Source organism: Jeongeupia naejangsanensis, from assembly GCF_016865585.1.
Classification (GTDB): Bacteria; Pseudomonadota; Gammaproteobacteria; order Burkholderiales; family Chitinibacteraceae; genus Jeongeupia; species Jeongeupia naejangsanensis.
In genome coordinates this window covers 191,469-209,975 of the sequence record NZ_JAESND010000006.1, presented here as the reverse complement: position 1 = coordinate 209,975, position 18,507 = coordinate 191,469, and the positions used below count along the sequence as shown (strand labels likewise).

Annotated in this window: 20 protein-coding genes; 12 read left to right on the top strand and 8 right to left on the bottom strand. The window is 64.9% G+C overall.

All coding sequences use genetic code 11. The features are described from left to right. The first annotated feature begins 269 nt into the window (after window positions 1–269). Window positions 270–1,565: an aminotransferase class I/II-fold pyridoxal phosphate-dependent enzyme gene (locus JMJ54_RS13275; RefSeq protein WP_203539032.1), complete on the top strand. Its 1,296-nt coding sequence runs from the start codon at window positions 270–272 to the stop codon at window positions 1,563–1,565. Here JMJ54_RS13275 and JMJ54_RS13270 read toward each other — a convergent pair. Both JMJ54_RS13270 and JMJ54_RS13265 read right to left on the bottom strand, forming a co-directional pair. After that, window positions 1,559–2,047, bottom strand: coding sequence for a hypothetical protein (locus tag JMJ54_RS13270; protein WP_203539031.1), 489 nt, complete (start codon window positions 2,045–2,047; stop codon window positions 1,559–1,561). The two genes, JMJ54_RS13275 and JMJ54_RS13270, sit on opposite strands and share 7 nt — an antisense overlap. Continuing rightward, on the bottom strand, window positions 2,044–2,805 hold the full coding sequence (locus tag JMJ54_RS13265; protein ID WP_203539030.1) for a winged helix-turn-helix domain-containing protein: 762 nt from the start codon (window positions 2,803–2,805) through the stop codon (window positions 2,044–2,046). The genes JMJ54_RS13270 and JMJ54_RS13265 overlap by 4 nt, the downstream gene beginning before the upstream one ends. Before the next feature lie 165 nt (window positions 2,806–2,970). On the opposite strand from JMJ54_RS13265, the gene JMJ54_RS13260 reads away from it, so the two are divergent. The 6 genes from JMJ54_RS13260 to JMJ54_RS13235 all read left to right on the top strand — a co-directional run bounded on the left by JMJ54_RS13260 (window position 2,971) and on the right by JMJ54_RS13235 (window position 5,796). After that, window positions 2,971–3,309: a hypothetical protein gene (locus tag JMJ54_RS13260; RefSeq protein ID WP_203539029.1), complete on the top strand. Its 339-nt coding sequence runs from the start codon at window positions 2,971–2,973 to the stop codon at window positions 3,307–3,309. Further along, on the top strand, window positions 3,306–4,094 hold the full coding sequence (locus JMJ54_RS13255) for a hypothetical protein (RefSeq protein ID WP_203539028.1): 789 nt from the start codon (window positions 3,306–3,308) through the stop codon (window positions 4,092–4,094). The genes JMJ54_RS13260 and JMJ54_RS13255 overlap by 4 nt, the downstream gene beginning before the upstream one ends. A 42-nt stretch (window positions 4,095–4,136) precedes the next feature. Next, window positions 4,137–4,433, top strand: a complete 297-nt coding sequence (locus JMJ54_RS13250) for a GlsB/YeaQ/YmgE family stress response membrane protein (RefSeq protein WP_203539027.1) — start codon at window positions 4,137–4,139, stop codon at window positions 4,431–4,433. 69 nt (window positions 4,434–4,502) lie between these two features. Further along, complete coding sequence (locus JMJ54_RS13245; protein WP_203539026.1) at window positions 4,503–5,111, top strand: hypothetical protein; 609 nt, start codon at window positions 4,503–4,505, stop codon at window positions 5,109–5,111. A 96-nt stretch (window positions 5,112–5,207) separates the two neighbouring features. Then, window positions 5,208–5,345: a hypothetical protein gene (locus tag JMJ54_RS13240; protein ID WP_203539025.1), complete on the top strand. Its 138-nt coding sequence runs from the start codon at window positions 5,208–5,210 to the stop codon at window positions 5,343–5,345. A gap of 43 nt (window positions 5,346–5,388) precedes the next feature. After that, on the top strand, window positions 5,389–5,796 hold the full coding sequence (locus JMJ54_RS13235) for a hypothetical protein (protein ID WP_203539024.1): 408 nt from the start codon (window positions 5,389–5,391) through the stop codon (window positions 5,794–5,796). 3 nt (window positions 5,797–5,799) lie between these two features. Here JMJ54_RS13235 and JMJ54_RS13230 read toward each other — a convergent pair whose 3' ends face one another. The 4 genes from JMJ54_RS13230 to JMJ54_RS13215 form a co-directional block, all read right to left on the bottom strand. Next, the gene (locus JMJ54_RS13230; RefSeq protein WP_203539073.1) at window positions 5,800–8,895 is read right to left on the bottom strand and encodes an error-prone DNA polymerase; all 3,096 of its coding nucleotides are present in this window, start codon (window positions 8,893–8,895) and stop codon (window positions 5,800–5,802) included. A gap of 10 nt (window positions 8,896–8,905) precedes the next feature. Continuing rightward, complete coding sequence (locus JMJ54_RS13225; protein WP_203539023.1) at window positions 8,906–10,348, bottom strand: Y-family DNA polymerase; 1,443 nt, start codon at window positions 10,346–10,348, stop codon at window positions 8,906–8,908. Next, entirely contained in the window at window positions 10,278–10,961 is a 684-nt protein-coding gene (gene imuA, locus JMJ54_RS13220; protein WP_203539022.1) for a translesion DNA synthesis-associated protein ImuA, read from the bottom strand. Before imuA ends, JMJ54_RS13225 begins: the two co-directional genes overlap by 71 nt. A 172-nt stretch (window positions 10,962–11,133) precedes the next feature. Further along, complete coding sequence (locus tag JMJ54_RS13215; protein WP_203539021.1) at window positions 11,134–11,502, bottom strand: Mth938-like domain-containing protein; 369 nt, start codon at window positions 11,500–11,502, stop codon at window positions 11,134–11,136. 134 nt (window positions 11,503–11,636) lie between these two features. Here JMJ54_RS13215 and JMJ54_RS13210 point away from each other — a divergent pair, with 134 nt between their 5' ends. The 5 genes from JMJ54_RS13210 to thrC are packed head-to-tail and all read left to right on the top strand — an operon-like array spanning window position 11,637 to window position 16,394. Beyond that, the gene (locus JMJ54_RS13210; protein ID WP_203539020.1) at window positions 11,637–12,866 is read left to right on the top strand and encodes a pyridoxal phosphate-dependent aminotransferase; all 1,230 of its coding nucleotides are present in this window, start codon (window positions 11,637–11,639) and stop codon (window positions 12,864–12,866) included. Continuing rightward, entirely contained in the window at window positions 12,866–13,312 is a 447-nt protein-coding gene (locus tag JMJ54_RS13205; protein WP_203539019.1) for a GNAT family N-acetyltransferase, read from the top strand. The genes JMJ54_RS13210 and JMJ54_RS13205 overlap by 1 nt, the downstream gene beginning before the upstream one ends. 21 nt (window positions 13,313–13,333) lie before the next feature. Beyond that, on the top strand, window positions 13,334–14,653 hold the full coding sequence (locus JMJ54_RS13200) for a homoserine dehydrogenase (protein ID WP_203539018.1): 1,320 nt from the start codon (window positions 13,334–13,336) through the stop codon (window positions 14,651–14,653). Window positions 14,654–14,667: 14 nt separating this feature from the next. Continuing rightward, window positions 14,668–14,970: an antibiotic biosynthesis monooxygenase family protein gene (locus tag JMJ54_RS13195; RefSeq protein WP_203539017.1), complete on the top strand. Its 303-nt coding sequence runs from the start codon at window positions 14,668–14,670 to the stop codon at window positions 14,968–14,970. Continuing rightward, window positions 14,967–16,394: a threonine synthase gene (gene thrC, locus JMJ54_RS13190; protein WP_203539016.1), complete on the top strand. Its 1,428-nt coding sequence runs from the start codon at window positions 14,967–14,969 to the stop codon at window positions 16,392–16,394. Before JMJ54_RS13195 ends, thrC begins: the two co-directional genes overlap by 4 nt. Before the next feature lie 48 nt (window positions 16,395–16,442). Here the strand turns inward: thrC and JMJ54_RS13185 are convergent, their stop codons facing one another. Then, window positions 16,443–17,249 carry a polysaccharide deacetylase family protein gene (locus JMJ54_RS13185; RefSeq protein ID WP_203539015.1) on the bottom strand — a complete coding sequence of 269 codons (807 nt, stop codon included), beginning with the start codon at window positions 17,247–17,249 and terminating at the stop codon, window positions 16,443–16,445. A gap of 130 nt (window positions 17,250–17,379) precedes the next feature. Beyond that, window positions 17,380–18,483 (bottom strand): ABC transporter ATP-binding protein, encoded by a 1,104-nt coding sequence (locus JMJ54_RS13180; RefSeq protein ID WP_203539014.1) that lies wholly within the window; start codon window positions 18,481–18,483, stop codon window positions 17,380–17,382. Window positions 18,484–18,507: the final 24 nt, after the last annotated feature.

Genomic DNA, 18,507 nt, shown 5'->3' with positions numbered 1-18,507 from the left:
ATTAATCGTTATGAACTAGTTCATTAAATGATGCCAGAATGCTTTCGTCAAGCTTGTTGTTATTTTATTTTCTTGACATTGAAATGACGATATCGATGTACGCTATGCTAATAACCTTCCGGGAAATTTCTGTAAGAATGAGCAGAACCGCGGCCTGAACGGGTCTGCAACAAGCAAACTGGATCTCTCCTCGAAAAATCTGCAACACTGGTGGGGCTGGCGTCATCTGCTTTTGTTTTGTTTTTAATTTATTTTGAATGAGTACATAAATGCTGGAAGGAAGCACAGCCCTCGAGATCGTCGCCTCCATCGACCGGATGATCCGGTTCGACCAGTGGAAGCCTGGCCACCAGTTGCCGTCGGTTCGCGTGCTGGCCGGCCAGCTGGGCGTCAACCCGAATACCGTCGCCTCGGCGTACAAAATGCTGCGCGACGCCGGCACCATCGTGACCGATGGCCGACGCGGTACCCATGTCGCGGACGAGGTCGTTCATGCGGCGATCGACATGGCGGTACCGGCCGGCTTGCGCGATCTGGCATCGGGCAATGTCGACGACCGGCTGCTACCGCGCCTGAAACCGGACTGGCTGCCAGCGACCAGCCCGCTGACCAGTTACGATGCCGGCGAGGACGATCCGGCGCTGCTGGCGCTGGCGCAGCGCTGGATGTTCGAACCGGCGGGCTGCCACAGCCCGGTTGCGGTGTTCTCCGGCGTGCTCGACGCCATTGAACGTGCGCTGATCCAGCGCTGCCGCCCCGGGATGAAGGTGCTGGTCGAAGATCCGTGCTGGCCACCGCTGCTGGCGCTGCTGGTGAGCCTGCGGCTGAAACCGGTCCCGCTGCCGGTGGATTCCGCCGGCGCACAGGTGCCAAGCGCGGCAGCCCTGCAGGATGCCTGCGCGGTGATCCTGACCGCCCGCGCCCATAATCCGACCGGCGTCAGCTACTCGCGCGAGCGATGGCAAGCCTGGCAATTCGCACTGGCACGGTCGGCCGACTGTCTGCTGGTGATCGATGATCACTGGGGCGCGCTGAGCGCCGTGCCGCCACCGCCGTTGCAGATTTTTTCGTGCGAATGGGTATACGTGCTGTCGGTGAGCAAATTCCTCGGGCCGGAACTACGGCTGGCATTCGCCGCCGGCAACGGCCCGGTGCTGAAAACGATGATGCGCCGGCATTCGTTCGCGCCACGCTGGGTCAGCCCGCTCATGCAGCGCGTCGTCGCGCGAGCATGGCAGGGCATGCTCGACGACAACGCGCTGGCGCTGGTCAGGCAGACCTATGCCTCGCGCCGGAGCGCGCTGCAGGCCGGTCTGCACCGGCACGGTATCGACGTGGTCGATCACGGCGAGGGGCTGCACCTGTGGGTGCCGGTCGCCAATGAGACCACCACGGTCCAGCACCTCGCATCGCTCGGCTGGGCGGTCCAGGCGGGTCAGCCGTTCCGGCTCGCCAGCCCGCCGGCGATCCGCATCAGTACCGGCAACCTCGGACTGGACGATCTGGACACGCTGGCGGCCGATCTGGCGCAAGCGCTGATGCCACGGACACGGGCGATCTACTGAGCCGCCTTGGTGCGCCAGTCCGGCGGCTGGCGCGGGAACAGGGCATCCATCAGGTCGATCGGCCCGTCACGTTTGCCAAGCCAGACGTCGTGGTGCGGTGAAGTCTGGAACAGCGCGATCCGGCCATCGTCGACCGGCATCCAGGCATAGTTGACCAGCAGGTACTGGTTCTGGGTGTGGTTGTAGTCGTCAAGCAACTGCACGCTGCCGGCGCCGTCGCGCAGCTGCCGGCGCTCGCGGACCAGGAAGATCAGCTGATTGGCGATCGAGATCTGGTACGCCGACACCGACCACTGCGAACCGGTTTGCTGGTCGGACTCGAGAAAGGTGACGTCGCCGAAGCGGCAGACGCCGTAGTAACTCAGATTGCGATGGTTGATCCTGAGTTCGTAGTTGCAGCCCAGGCTGTTGACGATCACAAAGCCCACAGTCAGCAACGCCGCCAGCGGCAGCAGCCACAGCGCCAGATGGATTCGTTTCATGGCTGCACCTGCGCCTCGGGTTCGACCGTTTGCACCACCTGCCCGGACATCAGGACCAGCTTGCCCTGCCTTTGTGCTGGCACCTCGGCGTCGGAGACCCGCGGATCGGCCACCGCGCAAATCGTGCCCTGCCCGTCCTGGCTGCAATGAATCGGAATCCATTCATGGGCACTGATCAGGACCAGCATCAAAGCCCCCGATCCGATCACGATATTGGCCAGCACCAGTCGACGCTGCCATTTGCTTGCGGTGCCGGCCGGTAACGGTATCGGTTCGGCAATTGCCGCCGGCAAATCCGCCGTCGGGATCTTTTCCACGGTCGGCCCGGATGGCTCGGCAATGTCCGCCCTATCCGGAAGATCGCATTGCAGCGGTACGGCCAGCGTCAGCAAATAACCCTGACGCGGCAGATTGCGGATTTCCACCTCGTACGGTGCCACGTGCAAATGCCGGCGCAAATTGCCAATGGCGACCGGCAGCGAATTGGCACTGACCGGGCGTCCGTCCCAGCCGATACCGACCAGTTCTTCCTTGCTGCAGACCACGTCGGGACATTCGAGCAGACGGGCCAGGATTGCCGCTTCGGCGCCGGCAAGACGAACGCGCACCGGCTCTCCGCCGCCCTGCTGCCGGATCAGGTAGCGAAGCCCGGGCTGGAACACGAACGAGCCGAAGCGCAAACAGGTGGTGGTCAAACCCTTTTCCTTGCTGTGCAAATTCACGGTACGCAGGCCGGGACACGCGCCGGCAGCCGACACGGACGCAAACATCATAGCCGGCCTTGGTCCAGGCATTCGGCGCCGTCGGAACGGCGCCTTTGATTAGTTTTAATAATTTTTTATGTGTTTACCCGCCTGGCATCCGCCGCCAGAGTGGGCTGCATCGACGACCCGCCCTCATCGGGGCACGTTGCAGGAGGCCGCATGTTGCGCATTCATCCTACCCGACACCCGCATGCCGATCTTGACGCCGGTCCAGGACATCACCGTATCGCGGAGAGCGAACAGCCCGATCGCTGGCGCATCGGTCATGACCGCATTCGGTGCGCCTTCAACAAGCGCAATGACAAACGGCCGGGCGATTCACCGCATGGCGCAATGGCCGATTGCCTCGTTGGTGAATTGGCGCACCGCAATCGGCCAATGACCTTGGTCGGCCTGCCGACCGGTTTCCGCCATTGCCAGTGTCAATTGACCGGCCCGATACGGATTCAACTGTTCATTCAACCATTCACCCATCCCGACCAAGGAGTCCGATCATGAATCGCTACCGATTTCCGCTTGCCGCGTTGCTGACTTCGGCATTGGCATTGAACCCGCTGCTCGCCGTGGCCTCGCCGGCGTTCAATACCGATACGCTGATCGGCACCCGGTCCGATACCGCCGAGCAGATCCTGCAGAACAACGGCTACCAGCAGGTGCATACCGAGAATGGCAGCGACCGCAACTGGGTCAGCTGGTGGAACGGCGATCGCCAGGACTGTCTGGTCACGTCGGAGAAGAGCGACCGCTATGTCGCGGTGCAGCCGACGATTGCCCACGAGTGCCAGCAATACGCGAGCAGTGGCGGCATCAGCAAGGGCACCGCACTGGCGCTGGCGGCCGGCGCGGCGGCATTGATCGGCGGCGTCGCACTGTACAACCACAACAAGCACCACCACGACGGCAACAACGATCAGGCGAACCAGAACGACTACCAGCAGGGCTATCAGGACGGCTTGAACAACCGGAGCAGCAGCAACGGCGGGGATGCCTATACCTCCGGCTACAACGCCGGCATCGACGAATACAACCGCCAGCATGCCGGTCGCCACCATCGCCACGGCCGCGATGCTTATGTCGACGTTTCCGACCTCGTCGGCGTGCGTGCGTCGTACGCCGAGTCGGACCTGACCAGCCGCGGCTTTCGCAATATCGACGGCAGCAAGGGCTGGCACAACGCCTACACGACGTGGTGGAACCCGCGCGCCAGCGAGTGCGTGCAGGTCGTCACCCGCGACGGCCGCTACGACCGGGTCAACGTCGTCGATGCCAACAACTGCGCCTGAGCGGCGTTTGCTTCAACAGGCCGCTTGGCCAAAGGAGAAATCATGGAACTGGAAATGACCTGGCGCAGGGCCATGCGGGTCTGGTGGGCGTATACATGGCGCGTATTCGTGCTCGGCCTGCTTGCGGCAATGGTGTTCGGCATCTCGGCCGGCGTGATCGCGGCCTACATGCTGGGCAAAACCGGTTCGCCGGGCGAAGTACCACGACTTGCCATTGGCGCCATCGGCTCCGTACTCGGCGCCTGGCTCTCGATCGTGTCGATGAAGTGCGTGCTCGGCTGCAATTTCGGCGAGTTCCGCGTTGCCCTGATCAGCAACACCCCCTGGCTTCCCCGCTGACCCATCACTCGCGGCGCCGGTCATCCGGTGCCAAGGAGAACCCTTATGTTTCGCGCTTCGCTCATCGTAATGACTATTGCAGTATCCCTTCCGGCGGCCGCACATGCTGCCGATACGACCCAGACCGTCCATTTCGCCCGCGGCGCTTCGTCGGCCCAGTTCCAGCACAAGCTCGCCGGCAAGGATGTACGCGACTACGTGCTCGGCGCACGCGCCGGCCAGACACTCGTCGTCGACCTCAAACCGGGCAGCGTCTACTTCAACGTTCTGCCACCCGATAGCGATGCCGCGCTGTACAACGGCTCGATCAACGGCAGTCACGCCAGCGTCTCGCTGCCGCAAGACGGCAGCTACACCGTGCGCGTCTACCAGATGGGCGCCGCCGCGTCGTCGGGCAAGACCAGCGCGTACACGCTCAAGCTCGCCATCAACGGCGCAGCTGCCGCAAAGCCAGCCCAAAGCGCAGCGGTCGACGTATCGGATCTGGTCGACGCGCGCGCCGCCGGTGGCGAAACGGCGCTGACCCAGCGCGGCTTCAGCAATGTCGACGGCTACAAGCGCAACGGCAAAAGCTACACACTGTGGTGGAACGAGCAGGCGCAGCAATGCGTTCGGGTCGCGACCGCCAACGGCCGCTACGCCGAGCTGACCAATGTCGACGCCGCCCGATGCCGCTGAGCGGCGCAGCCGGGAGTCGGCGATGAAACTGCGCCGCCACGCCGCGCGATCACGGAGGTCTGGCTGCCACGCAGCGGCCAGACCGGCGCATTCCGCGTGCTGCAGTTCCGCAACAACCGCTTTACCAGCACCGATCACGCCGATCTGCGCTGGCAACGACAAGGCTGCGACTGGCAAGTGGAAATCGACGGTGTCGAACGGCACCGGATGCCACACGCCCTGATTCGCGGCTAAGCACCATCGGGGGCCGGGCGACCCGGGATTCAAGGAGAACCTCATGCGTATCGCATCCCTCGTCACCGCCGTGCTGCTGGCGCTGCTCGGCCCGCTGTTGCACTTTGGCATGCTGCTGCGCTTTGCCGACGGGCTCACACCTTTCGCCGTGGGGCTTTACCTGTGGCTGTGTGCACCGTACGCGGTCGCGATCTGGCTGATGCGCCCGTATCCCGCCGGCGGCAAGCGGCACGCGTTCACGCTTGGCAGCCCCCTGCCCGGCGTTGCCTATGCGCTGGCCTGCCTGCTCGCGGACGCCTGCATGCTCTACAGCGTGTTCTACCTGTCGCGTTCGTCGACCGCCGCCATCGGTCTGCTGTTCATCCCGCTCTGGGACCTGCTGCTGGTCGGGCCGCTGGCGGCACTGCTCGCCAGTCTGGTAGTGCGTGCGCGTCAGCGCCGGCGCGCCTGAGCCTCAGTGGAAGTCGCGGCTGCTGACCTGCAACTCGCCCAGCCAGTCGCTCCTGTCGGCCAGCCGTTTCGCCAGCAAGTGCACGACGTCGCCCTCGCGCTGCACCACGCCGTAAACCGCCAGTAGCTGCGAACCGAGCAGCTCGCGCCGCTGCCGCTCGGCCAGATCGCTCCAGACGATGACGTTGACGTTGCCGGTCTCGTCCTCGAGCGTGACGAAGACCACACCGGTCGCCGTCGCAGGACGCTGGCGGCCGACGACCAGACCGCAGGCACGTGCCGGCATGCCGTTCGGTGCCGCCGCCAGTTCTGCCGCGGTCAGCAATCTTTCTTTTTTCAGCCGCGAGCGCAGCAGGCTGACCGGATGCGCGCGCAGACTCAGTCCGGTCGCACGGTAGTCGGCGACGATGTCCTTTCCCAGTGACAGCGGCGGCAGTGCCGGTACGGCATCGGGCTCGACCAGCGCCAGATCCTGCTGCACACCCGCGCCGCTGACCTGCCACCACGCCTCGCGCCGGTGACCGGCGAGCACGGCCAGCGCATCGGATTCGGTCAGCGCCGCCAGCGCGCGCGGGTCAGCCCCACTCAGCCGCAGCAGCTGATCGACCGAGGCGTAGCCACCCGCCGGCCGCGCGGCAACGATGCGCCGCCCGGTTTCTTCGCCCAATCCCTTTACCTGCCGCAAACCGAGCCGTACCGCCGGTTGCCGGCCCGCCACCGATTCGCCCGAATATTCGAGCGTGCAATCCCAGCCGCTCAGCTGGACATCGATCGGCCGGACCTCGACACCGTGCCGGCGTGCATCCTGAATCAGTTGCGACGCCGAGTAGAAACCCATCGGCAGCGAGTTGAGCAGTCCGCAGCAGAACGCCGCCGGTTCGTAATACTTGAGCCATGCCGACGCGTAGACGAGGATGGCGAAGCTCGCCGCGTGCGACTCGGGAAAGCCGTACTCGGCGAAGCCTTCGATCTGCCTGAAAATGCGCTCGGCGAAATCGGCCGAATAACCGCGTTCGAGCATGCCGCCGATCAGCCGCTCGCGATGCTGTTCCAGCTTGCCGGTACGCCGCCAGGCCGCCATCGACCGGCGCAACTGATCGGCGTCACCCGGTGAATAGCCGGCGGCGACAACGGCGATCTGCATCACCTGTTCTTGGAAAATCGGCACGCCCAGCGTGCGCTTGAGTATGGCTTCGATCGCCGGACTCTCGTATGTCACTTTTTCCCGCCCCTGCTTGCGCTGCAGGTACGGGTGGACCATGCCGCCCTGGATCGGCCCGGGCCGGACGATGGCGACCTCGATCACCAGATCGTAGAAGGTCTCGGGTCGCAACCGCGGCAGCATGCTCATCTGCGCCCGGCTTTCGACCTGGAACACGCCGATGCTGTCGGCACGGCTGAGCATCGCGTAAACCGCCGGATCCTCGCGCGGAATCTGCTGCAGGCTCATCGGCGTCTGCCGCAGGCTTGAGACCAGTTGTAGCGTGCGCCGCAACGCCGACAGCATCCCCAATGCCAGCACATCGACCTTGAGCAGGCCGATCTCGTCGAGGTCGTCCTTGTCCCACTCGATCACGGTCCGGTCCACCATCGCCGCGTTCTCGATCGGCACCAACCGTGAAAGCGGCCCGCGCGAGATGACGAAACCGCCGACATGCTGCGACAGGTGGCGCGGAAAACCGCGCAACGTGCCGGTGAGCTGCAGCAGCTGCTGTACCGGCAGGCTGTCCGGATCAAGGCCGACCTCGATCATCCGTTGCGCCAGCGCCTTCCGGTCATCCCACCACGCCAGCGAACGCGTCAAACGGTCGAGCTGGTCTTCGGACAGGCCGAGCGCCCGGCCGACATCCCGCAGCGACGACTTGGTTCGGTAGGTGATCACCGTCGCCGCCAGTGCGGCACGGTCGCGGCCGTACTTGCGGTACAGATACTGGATGACCTCTTCGCGCCGGTCGTGCTCGAAATCGACATCGATGTCCGGCGGCTCGGCGCGCTCGCTGGAGACGAAACGCTCGAACAGCAGATTGCCGTTTTCCGGGTCGACCTCGGTGATCCCCAGCGCGTAGCACACCGCCGAATTGGCCGCCGAACCGCGCCCCTGGCACAGGATGCCGCGACTGCGGGCAAAGGCGACGATGTCCTCGACGGTGAGGAAGTAGGCCTCGTACTGCATCCGGGCAATCAGCCGGAGTTCGGTGTCGACCTGCGCCACGACCTTGGCCGTTGCGCCGGCCGGGTAACGCCGCGCCAGCCCGGTCTCGGTCAGCGCGCGCAGGTGCGCCGCCGGCGTCAGGCCCGCCGGCACCAGTTCGTCCGGATATTCGTAACGCAACTCGGTCAGCCGGAAGCTGCAGCGCGCGGCAATCGTCACCGATTCGGCCAGCCACGCCGCCGGGTACACCTGCGCCAACCGGGCGCGATGCCGCAGATGGCGTTCGGCGTTCGGTTGCAGCGCCATGCCGCACTGCGCCACCGGCTTGCCGAGCCGGACCGCCGTCAGTACATCCTGCAGCGGCTTGCGTGCCCGCACATGCATGTGCACGTCACCGGCAGCGACGCACGCCAGCCCGGTTTGCTCGGCGAGCCACTGCAGTTGCAGCAGCCGGCTGCGATCGTCCGGTCCGGCGAGCAGCTCGGCGGCAATCCAGCTGCGGGCGAAGAAATGCCCGCCCAGCCAGCGGCCGTCGGCCGGGTCCGGTTCGGTGGGCGGCAACCACAACGCGAGCAAGCGGCTGGCAAAATCGGCGACATCGGCCCGGCTCAGGCAATACCGGCCCTTGCCGGCATTGCGCCGGCCACGGGTGATCAGCTCGGCCAGATCGCCGTAGGCAGCCTTGTCCGGCGCCAGCAGGATCAGGCGCAGTCCGTCATTCAGCGTGAATTCGGCGCCGACGATCAGCTGCAAGCCGCTGCCCTTGGCCGCCCGGTGGGCGCGAACGATCCCGGCCAGCGAGCATTCGTCGGTGATCGCCAGCGCCGTGTAGCCCAGATCGCGCGCACGCTCGACCAGCTCCTCGGCGTGCGACGCGCCCCGCTGGAAGGAAAAATTCGACAGGCAGTGCAACTCGGCATACGCCGGCGGCACCACGCCCGCAAGCATGGCATCCACGTCAGAAGATCCCGTGCAGCCACCAGTCCTGGCTGTGCCGGTCCTGATAGATCCAGTAGCGCCGCCCCGATGGCCCGAGCGCCTGCCAGTAATCGCGCATCGCACCGCCGCCGTCCCACCAGCCGGCCTCGATCCGCTCGGCGCGGCCGATGCAGCGCAACGGCTCGTCATGCCACGGCAGCTGGTTGCGCACGGCCAGCGGTTGCGATTCGGGCAGCAGCCAGCCCGGACGCTCGCCGATGGACGACTCGCCAGTGGGCGGCGGCACGGCCGCCTCGCCCTCCCCGGCCAGCCGCCACGCCCGTTCGGGGCGATGGTCGGCGACGGTCGCGATGGCGCAGACCGCATCGTCGCCAAGCCGGGCGCGCAGCCGCGCCAGCAACAGCGGCAGATCGCCGTGCTGCTGGCGCTGGTCGAGCAGGGAAAGCGCCTGACCGTCGAGCGCGTGCAATCGCTCGGCCCGCAGCTCGACCGAAAATACCGGGGCATCGAGCACGATCCGCTCGGCGCGTTCGCGCAGCACCGCCAGCATCTCGTCGAGCCGTCGCAACGGCCGGCCGAAGCCGACGTCGAGCAGCGTCGCCGGCGCATCGTCATAGACAAAACGGAACGACACCGACTGCACGCCGAGACCGCGACCGCCCAGATAGCCGGCCAGTTCGGCCAGCAGGCGTTCGGCCAGCCGGACAAACACGTCGACGTGTTCGAACGGATAATCGAGGTCGATGCAGCGGATGAAGCGGTCGGGTGGCACGAAGGCCGTGCGCGGGTCTGCGACCAGACCTAGCGCCCGGTCGAGCCACAGGCCGACCTCGCTGCCGAAACGCCGGCCGATGCCGGCGCGCGGCAACGCTAGCAGGTCGGCCAGTGTCACCACGCCCAGCTGCGCCAGCCCGTCGTGCTGGCGGGCATCCAGCGGCAGCACCGACAGCGGCAAGGCGGCGATGCCGGTACGGACGCCGGCCAGTTCGGTAATCGCCCCCGCCTCGCCACACTCGGCACGCCAGTACGCTGCCAGCGGCGTCGGCGCGCACGCGGTCTGCACGAAATAGGCCAGATCGAGCAGCCCCGCTTCGATGCGCGATCGCAGTGCGGCCAGCCCGCCGAAATAGCGCAGGCAGCCCGCCACTTCGAGCAGCAGCATGGCCGGTCCGGCGATGACGACGGTCGGCGTGAACTGCTGCGCCCAGCACGCCAGCGCGCCCAGTGCCTCGGCCTCCGCATTCGGCTTGCGCCGGTGCACTTCGAGTTCGTTGACGAGGGCCAGCGCGGCCGAAAGCCTGATCCCGGCGCGGATGCCGAGCGACTGCGCCAGCGCATCGGCCACAACCACCCGTTCGAGCCGGCCGACCGACTCGACCACCAGACGCGGCCTAGGCGGCGTTGCGATGGCCGGACACACGTCCAGCGGTAGCCTGGGCAGGTATAAGGCCAGCCAGAGCATGGCTTGTCTCCGTCAGCATGATGGGAGGGACCAGTGGCGGGCCGCGGCGCTTGAGCACCCGCACGGCCACGCCACCGGGGAGCGCATCAACGCCGAGGCGCAACGGCAGCGGCGAGGTCTGCCCCGGTCGGGTGCGCAACAGAAAGCCGCAAGCCCCGCCCTCGCGACTCGCCAGCAGCAGGCGTCGCGCCGCCCGGTCGTCGACACCGTCGATCCAGCCGAGCACCGCACCGCAACCGGGTTCGCGCAGCGTCTGTTCCATCGCCCAGAGCGCACCGGCCGCATCGCCGGGGCGCAGCCACACCAGCCGCTCGAGCGCGATCCCGGCCGCGGCCCACGCCGGCGCGTACGGCAGCAACGGCGGCTGGATCAGGCAAATGCTCTGGCCGGTGCAGTGGCGCAACATCGGCCACAACAGAGCCAGTTCCCCCGTCCCCGGGCGGGCGGCGACGATTTCGGTCACGCTGGCCAGCGGCCAGCCGCCGCCCGGCAATACCGCGTCGAGCGCCGGATGACCGCTCGGCACGCAGGCCGGCACCGTGGCACGGCCGTCACCACGCCAGATCGCCGGATGCTTGAGCACGTCGCCCAGGCTGGAGTTTTGCTTGTCCATTCCTTGATGATATAGAACGAATGTTCTATTCAACAAGTCGAACCGGCAAGCGGCAGAAACGAAACGGGCCGGCATCTGGCCGGCCCGTTTCGAGCGCGTCAATCCGAAGCCCATCCCGTCAGGCAAAGGCGCCAACACCTGAAGGCGCAGTCGACGAGACCGGGTCCGGTTTTCAGCCGCCGAGCACGACTGCAACCACCCGCCGCGATTCGGCGGTGAGGATATTGAAGGTCCGGCACATTGCACCGGTATCCATCGGGTCGAAGCCGACCCGGGCGGCGGCAAGCGCGGCGGTCAGGCGCGGATGCGGGAAACGCAAGGTGCTGCCGGTACCGAACAGCACCAGCTCGGGCTTGAGTTCGAGCAGCGTGGCGAAATCGTCCGGCGTCAGCGCATCGAAGCTCGCCGGCCGCCACTCGCGGATCTCGTCGGGCGTCACGATCAGGCTGCCCTCGTAGCGGACATCGTTGACCTTGACGAAGCCCTCGCCATAGCTGGCGAACTGGTTCAGGTGCTCGGTCATGGTGTGGTGCAGTTTCATGGTCGGGGTCCGGAAAGCGGTGCGGCCATTTTAGCCGAACTGTGCTCCGCATCGTCGTGCCACGCTGTATGCACCGCAGCATGATTCTTTCGCTAGAATGGTCAGTTCCTCTACACCCTATCGGCCAGCGCGTCATGGAAGCCATCCTCAAGTCGAACAAACTGCTCAACGTCTGCTACGAAATCCGTGGTCCGATTCCGGAGCGAGCGCGGCAGATGGAGGAGGAAGGCCACCGGATCATCAAGCTGAACATCGGCAACCTGCAGCCGTTCGGCTTCGACGCGCCGGAAGAAGTGGTGCAGGACGTGATCCGCAACCTGCCGAACGCGTCGGGCTACGTCGACAGCAAGGGCCTGTTCCAGTCGCGCAAGGCGATCATGCATTACACGCAGGAGAAGAACATCGCCGGCGTCACCGTCGACGACATCTATATCGGCAACGGCGCGTCCGAGCTGATCGTGATGGCGATGCAGGGCCTGCTGAACAATGGCGACGAAGTGCTGGTGCCGATGCCGGACTACCCGCTGTGGACCGCCGCGGTCAGTCTGGCCGGCGGCCGCCCGCGCCACTACCTCTGTGACGAGGCCAACGGCTGGCTGCCGGCGCTGGACGACATCCGCGCCAAGATCAGCGACAAGACCAAGGCCCTCGTCATCATCAACCCGAACAACCCGACCGGCGCACTGTACCCGGACGAGGTCCTGCTCGAGCTGGTGCAGATCGCCCGCGAGCACGGGCTGATCATTTACGCCGACGAAATCTACGACAAGGTGCTGTACGACGGCGCCAAGCACACCTCGATCGCGTCGCTCGCCGACGACATCCTGTTCGTCACCTTCAACGGCCTTTCGAAGAACTACCGCGCCTGCGGTTATCGCGCCGGCTGGATGATCGTATCGGGCAACAAGAAGATCGCCCGCGACTATATCGAGGGACTGAACATCCTCTCGACCATGCGCCTGTGTGCCAACGTGCCCGGCCAGTACGCGATCCAGACCGCACTCGGCGGCTACCAGAGCATCGATGACCTCGTCGCCCCGGGCGGGCGGCTCGCCAAGCAGCGCGATCTGGCGCACGAGCTGCTCAACGCCATGCCCGGCGTCAGCTGCGTCAAGCCCAAGGCCGCGCTGTACATGTTCCCCAAGCTCGACCTGAACGTGTATCCGATCGCCGACGACCAGCAGTTCATCCTCGACTTCCTGCAGCAGGAAAAAGTGCTGCTGGTGCAGGGCACCGGCTTCAACTGGCATCAGCCCGACCACTTCCGCGTGGTGTTCCTGCCCAACACCGATGATCTGGGCGATGCGCTCGGCCGGCTCGACCGCTTCCTGGCGTCTTACCGAAAACGCCACGGTACCGCATAATGCGGGTCTTGCCGCTCACCGACGACCAGGGCGCGCTGATCGCACCCGAATGGCTCGCTGCAACCGAACCGGTGCACCGGCAATTGCGCCCGATGCTGCCGGATGACTACACCGGCCGGATCACGGCGGTTTGCGCTGCCGGTGCCCGTCTGGTCATCGTGGTCGACGGTGAACGCGTCCTCGGACTCGCGCTCTGGCGCCTGATCGAGAATACCTATGAAGGCCGGCGTCTTTACGTAGACGATCTGGTCACCGACGCGGCCGCACGCTCACAAGGCGTCGGCCGCGTACTCCTCGCCTGGCTCACCGAGCGGGCCCATGCACACGATTGCGACGTCCTCGCGCTCGACTCGGGCGTGCAGCGCGCCGGTGCACACCGCTTTTATTTCCGGGAAGGGATGAGCATCGCTTCCTACAGCTTCAAGAAAAATTTGAGAATGGCCTGACAGGCCCGAGGGTTGACCGTGATGAAACCGATCTATGTAGGCTTGTGCGGCGTCGGCACCGTCGGTGGCGGCACTGCCACCGTGCTGAAACGCAATGCAGAAGAAATCGCCCGCCGCGCCGGCCGGCCGATCACCGTGAAAATGGCCGCCAACCGCGACGTCGCGCGCGCGCGCGAAGTCTGTGGCAGCGATGTCGAGGTTGTCGACGATGCGCTGACCGTCGCCCGCCATCCCGACATCGACATCGTCGTCGAACTGATCGGTGGCACCACCATCGCCAAGGACGTGGTGCTGACCGCGATCGAGCACGGCAAGCACGTCGTCACCGCCAACAAGAAGCTGATCGCCGAATACGGCAACGAGATCTTTGCCAAGGCACAGGAAAAGGGCGTCATCGTCGCCTTCGAAGCCGCCGTCGCCGGTGGCATTCCGGTCATCAAGGCACTGCGTGAAGGCCTGACCGCCAACCGCATCGAATGGGTTGCCGGCATCATCAACGGCACCAGCAACTTCATCCTCACCGAGATGCGCGACAAGGGTGCCGCGTTTGCCGACGTGCTGGCCGAAGCGCAGCGCCTCGGTTATGCCGAAGCCGACCCGACCTTCGACATCGAAGGCCACGACGCCGCGCACAAGCTCACCATCATGAGCGCGATCGCCTTCGGCATCCCGGTCCAGTTCGACAAGGCCTACCTCGAAGGCATCAGCAAGCTGCAGGCCGCTGACATCAAGTACGCGCAGGAGCTCGGCTACCGGATCAAACTGCTCGGCGTCACCCGCCGCCGCGACACCGGCATCGAACTGCGCGTCGCCCCGACGCTGATTCCGGCCAAGCGCCTGATCGCCAACGTCGACGGCGTGATGAACGCCGTGCTGGTCAAGGGGGACGCTGTCGGCGCCACCATGTACTACGGCCCGGGCGCCGGTGCCGAACCGACCGCCTCGTCGGTCATCGCCGACCTCGTCGACATCACCCGCCTGCATACCGCCGACCCGGAACACCGCGTGCCGCATCTGGCGTTCCAGCCGTCGCAACTGGCCGACCTGCCGATCCTGCCGATCGGCGAAGTCGAGAGCTGCTACTACCTGCGCCTGAACGCGCGCGACCAGACCGGCGTGCTCGCCGACGTCACCCGCATTCTTGCCGACCAGCAGATCTCGGTCGACGCGATGCTGCAGCGTCCGAACGATGCGACCAGCGACGACGGCCACGACGATGTGGTGATCATCACCCATCTGGCGATCGAGAAAAACGTCGACGCCGCACTGGCGAAGATCGAAGCGCTCGACACCATCAACGGCAAGATCGTCAAGCTGCGACTCGAGCACCTGAACGGCTGACCGGGAGCCTTCGCGTGATTCTGGAAGTCGCCCACCTTGACGTGACTCCCGGACGGGAGGCCGACTTCGAGTCGGCCTTCGGCGTCGCGCAAGCCCTGATCAGCACCATCGACGGCTATCTGGAGCACGAGCTGCAACGTTGCCTCGAACGGCCCAATCGCTATGTCCTGCTTGTGCGCTGGAACTCACTGGAAGCGCACACGCAGGGCTTTCGCGGCTCGCCCCAGTACCAGCAGTGGAAAGCCCTCCTGCATCATTTCTATGACCCCTTCCCGACCGTCGAGCACTATCGTGCGGTCGAATCGAGCCGATCATGAAATACATCTCGACCCGCGGCGGCATGGCCCCGCAATCGTTTTCCGACATTCTGCTCGGCGGTCTGGCACCCGATGGCGGCCTTGCCATCGCCGAAGCCTATCCGCGCTTCGGCCTCGACGCGCTCGAGCGCCTGTCGACGCTGTCGTACGCCGACCTAGCCTTCCAGATCATCGAGCACTTCGTCGACGACATCCCCGCCGCCGACCTGAAAGCACTGATCGCCAAGACCTATACCGCCGAGGTCTACTGCAACGGGCGTGATCCGGCGCGTGCAGCCGAGATCACTCCGGTGACCCGGCTGGAGGACAACCTCTACCTGCAGGAACTGTCGAACGGCCCGACGCTGGCGTTCAAGGACATGGCCATGCAGCTCCTGGGCAACCTGTTCGAGTACGTGCTGGCCGCACGCGGCGAAACGATCAACATCGTCGGCGCCACCTCGGGCGATACCGGTTCGGCCGCCGAATACGCGATGCGCGGCAAAGCCGGCGTCAACGTCGTCATGCTGTCGCCGTACGGCAAGATGAGCCCGTTCCAACGCGCGCAGATGTTCAGCCTGCAGGACGAGAACATCCACAATGTCGCGGTCAAGGGCTTCTTCGACGCTTGCCAGGACATGGTCAAGGCGGTGAACAACGACGCCGCATTCAAGGCCGGACACAAGATCGGCGCCGTGAACTCGATCAACTGGGGCCGCGTGATCGCCCAGGTCGTCTACTACTTCAAGGGCTACTTCGCCGTCGCCAAGAAGGTCGGCGACCCCGTGGACTTCTGCGTGCCGTCGGGCAACTTCGGCAACGTCTGCGCCGGCCACATCGCGCGCCAGCTCGGCCTGCCGATCCGCCATCTGGTCGTCGCGACCAACGAAAACGACGTGCTCGACGAATTCTTCAAGACCGGCCGCTACCAGCCGCGCGGCCTCGACCGCACCTATGAAACGTCGAGCCCGTCGATGGACATCACCAAGGCATCGAACCTCGAGCGCTTCGTATTCGACCTGATCGGCCGCGACGGCGACGAGCTTGCCGCACTTTGGCAACAGGTCGAGAAGGCCGACGGCTTTGCATTGTCCGAGGGCGACTTCAAGCGCATGCACGACGCCTACGGCTTCCGCTCGGAAAAGAGCACCCATGCCGACCGGCTCGCCAGCATCCGCGAAGTCGCCCAGAAATACGGCGTACAGATCGATCCGCACACCGCCGACGGTTACAAGGCGGCCAAGGCGCACCGCGATGCGAACGTACCGATGCTGATCCTCGAAACTGCGCTGCCGGCCAAGTTCGAAGCGACGATGATCGAGGCGCTCGGTACCGAACCGCAGCGTCCTGCCCACCTCGCCGGGCTGGAAGCACTGCCGCAGCGCTTCGATACGCTCGAAGCCGACGTCGATGCACTGAAGCGCTACGTCGCCGAGCGGGTGTAAATCCGCAGCGCATAAAAAAGCCGGTCAATGACCGGCTTTTTTCTTGGCCTACTTCGCTGCCGCAGCCGGCACCAGCACCTGCTTGCCCGGCACGCCGAGCAAGGCATCGACCGTGACCAGCGCATAGCCCTGTGCCTTCAGCTTCGGGATTATCGCGTCGACCGCGGCAATCGTCCGGTCGCGCGCGCCGCCGCCGTCATGCATCAGCACGATGGCTTCCGGATGCAGATAGTCGGTGACCATTTTTTCGATTTCGGCCGGGTCGCCCTTCTTCCACGCCACCCACCAGTCACGGGTATCGATCGACCAACTGATCACCTTCATGTCGCGCTCCTGCAGCCAGCGCACTTCGGCATCGCTGATGTCACCGTACGGCGGCCGGAACAGCGTCGGCGCAAAACCGAGCGTCTGCTGCATGATCTGCTGCGTTTTTTCGACCTGATCGCGCCAGAACACCGCCGGGATCAGCTTGCTCGAATACGGGTGGTTGTACGAATGATTGGCAATCGTATGCCCCTGTGCGGCCACTTCGCGTGCGATGGCCGGGTTCTGCTCGACCTGAGCACCCAGCCAGAAGAAGGTCGCATGAACGCCGTGCTTTTTCAGCACCTTCAGCAGCTCGGGCGTATTCGCACTCGGGCCGTCATCGAAGGTCAGCGCAATCTGCTTGCGCTGGCCGGGGCCCTCGAGCCAGTAGGTCCCGGGGAAATCCGCAGCCTGCTTTTCCATCACGGCCAGCGGCACCTGCTCCCAGCCTTCCAGATAAGGCGTGCGGATTTTTTGCACCTTGTCCGTCGCGTTGGCCAGCCCGGTACACAGCATCATCAGCGTCACCATCCATGCCTTGATCGTCATTGCACTCTCCTCAACATCCCATGCATTCTAAATTCACACGGGACGAACCCGGTTTGCCGTGCTTGCCCCATCGATACCGGGCAAAAAAAAGCCTGCCGAATGGCAGGCTTTTCCTTCGAGGCGAACGGAATCAGGCTGAACGCTTGAACGCCAGACCTTCGGCATCGAACAGCAGCACGTTCTTTTCCGGGAAAGCGATGCGCACGCTGTCACCGTACTTGAGACCGGTCATGTGGCCCGGCAGCTTGAGGCAGATGATCTCGTTGATGCCCGGGATTTCGATGTAGGCCAGCACGATGTCGCCGAGGTGTTCGATCAGGTCGACACGCGCCGGAATCGCGTTGGCATCTTGCGGGTCGGCCAGCTGGATGTGTTCCGGGCGAATGCCCAGGGTGACCTTGTCGCCGACCTTGCCGCGGCTGGCGTCGACCGCGCTGCGCACGGTGATGCCCTTCGGCAGGCGCATCACGGCCGCGCCCTGCTCGACACCGACGAGCTGCGCTTCAAGCAGGTTCATCTTCGGCGAACCGAGGAAGCCGGCAACGAACAGGTTCGACGGGTTTTCGTACATTTCCAGCGGCGTACCGACCTGCTGGATGACGCCTGCGTTGAACACGACGATACGGTCGGCCAGCGTCATCGCTTCGACTTGGTCGTGGGTCACGTAGATCATCGTGGTCTTGAGGTCCTGGTGCAGCTTGGACAGCTCGACCCGCATGTTCAGACGCAGCGAAGCATCGAGGTTCGACAGCGGCTCGTCGAACAGGAAGACCTTGGGTTCACGAACGATGGCGCGACCGATCGCGACACGCTGACGCTGACCGCCAGACAGGGCCTTGGGCTTGCGCTCCAGCAGATGCGTGATCTGCAGGATGTCGGCCGCCTTGTTCACGCGCTCGTCGATTTCCGCCTTCGGCGTACCGGCCAGCTTGAGGGCGAAGCCCATGTTCTGCGCAACGGTCATGTGCGGGTACAGCGCGTACGACTGGAACACCATCGCGATGCCACGCTTGGACGCATGCACGTCGTTGGCGAGCGTATCGCCTATGAACAGTTCACCGTCGGTGATGTCTTCAAGGCCGGCGATCATGCGCAGCATGGTCGACTTGCCGCAGCCGGACGGACCGACAAAAACGACGAACTCGCCGTCCTGGATGTCCAGATCCACACCCTTGATGACCGTGACGTCCTTGGTGTAGTTCTTCTTGATATTCTTGAGCGTAACCGAAGCCATTTTCGATTTCCTTGCAAATACGGT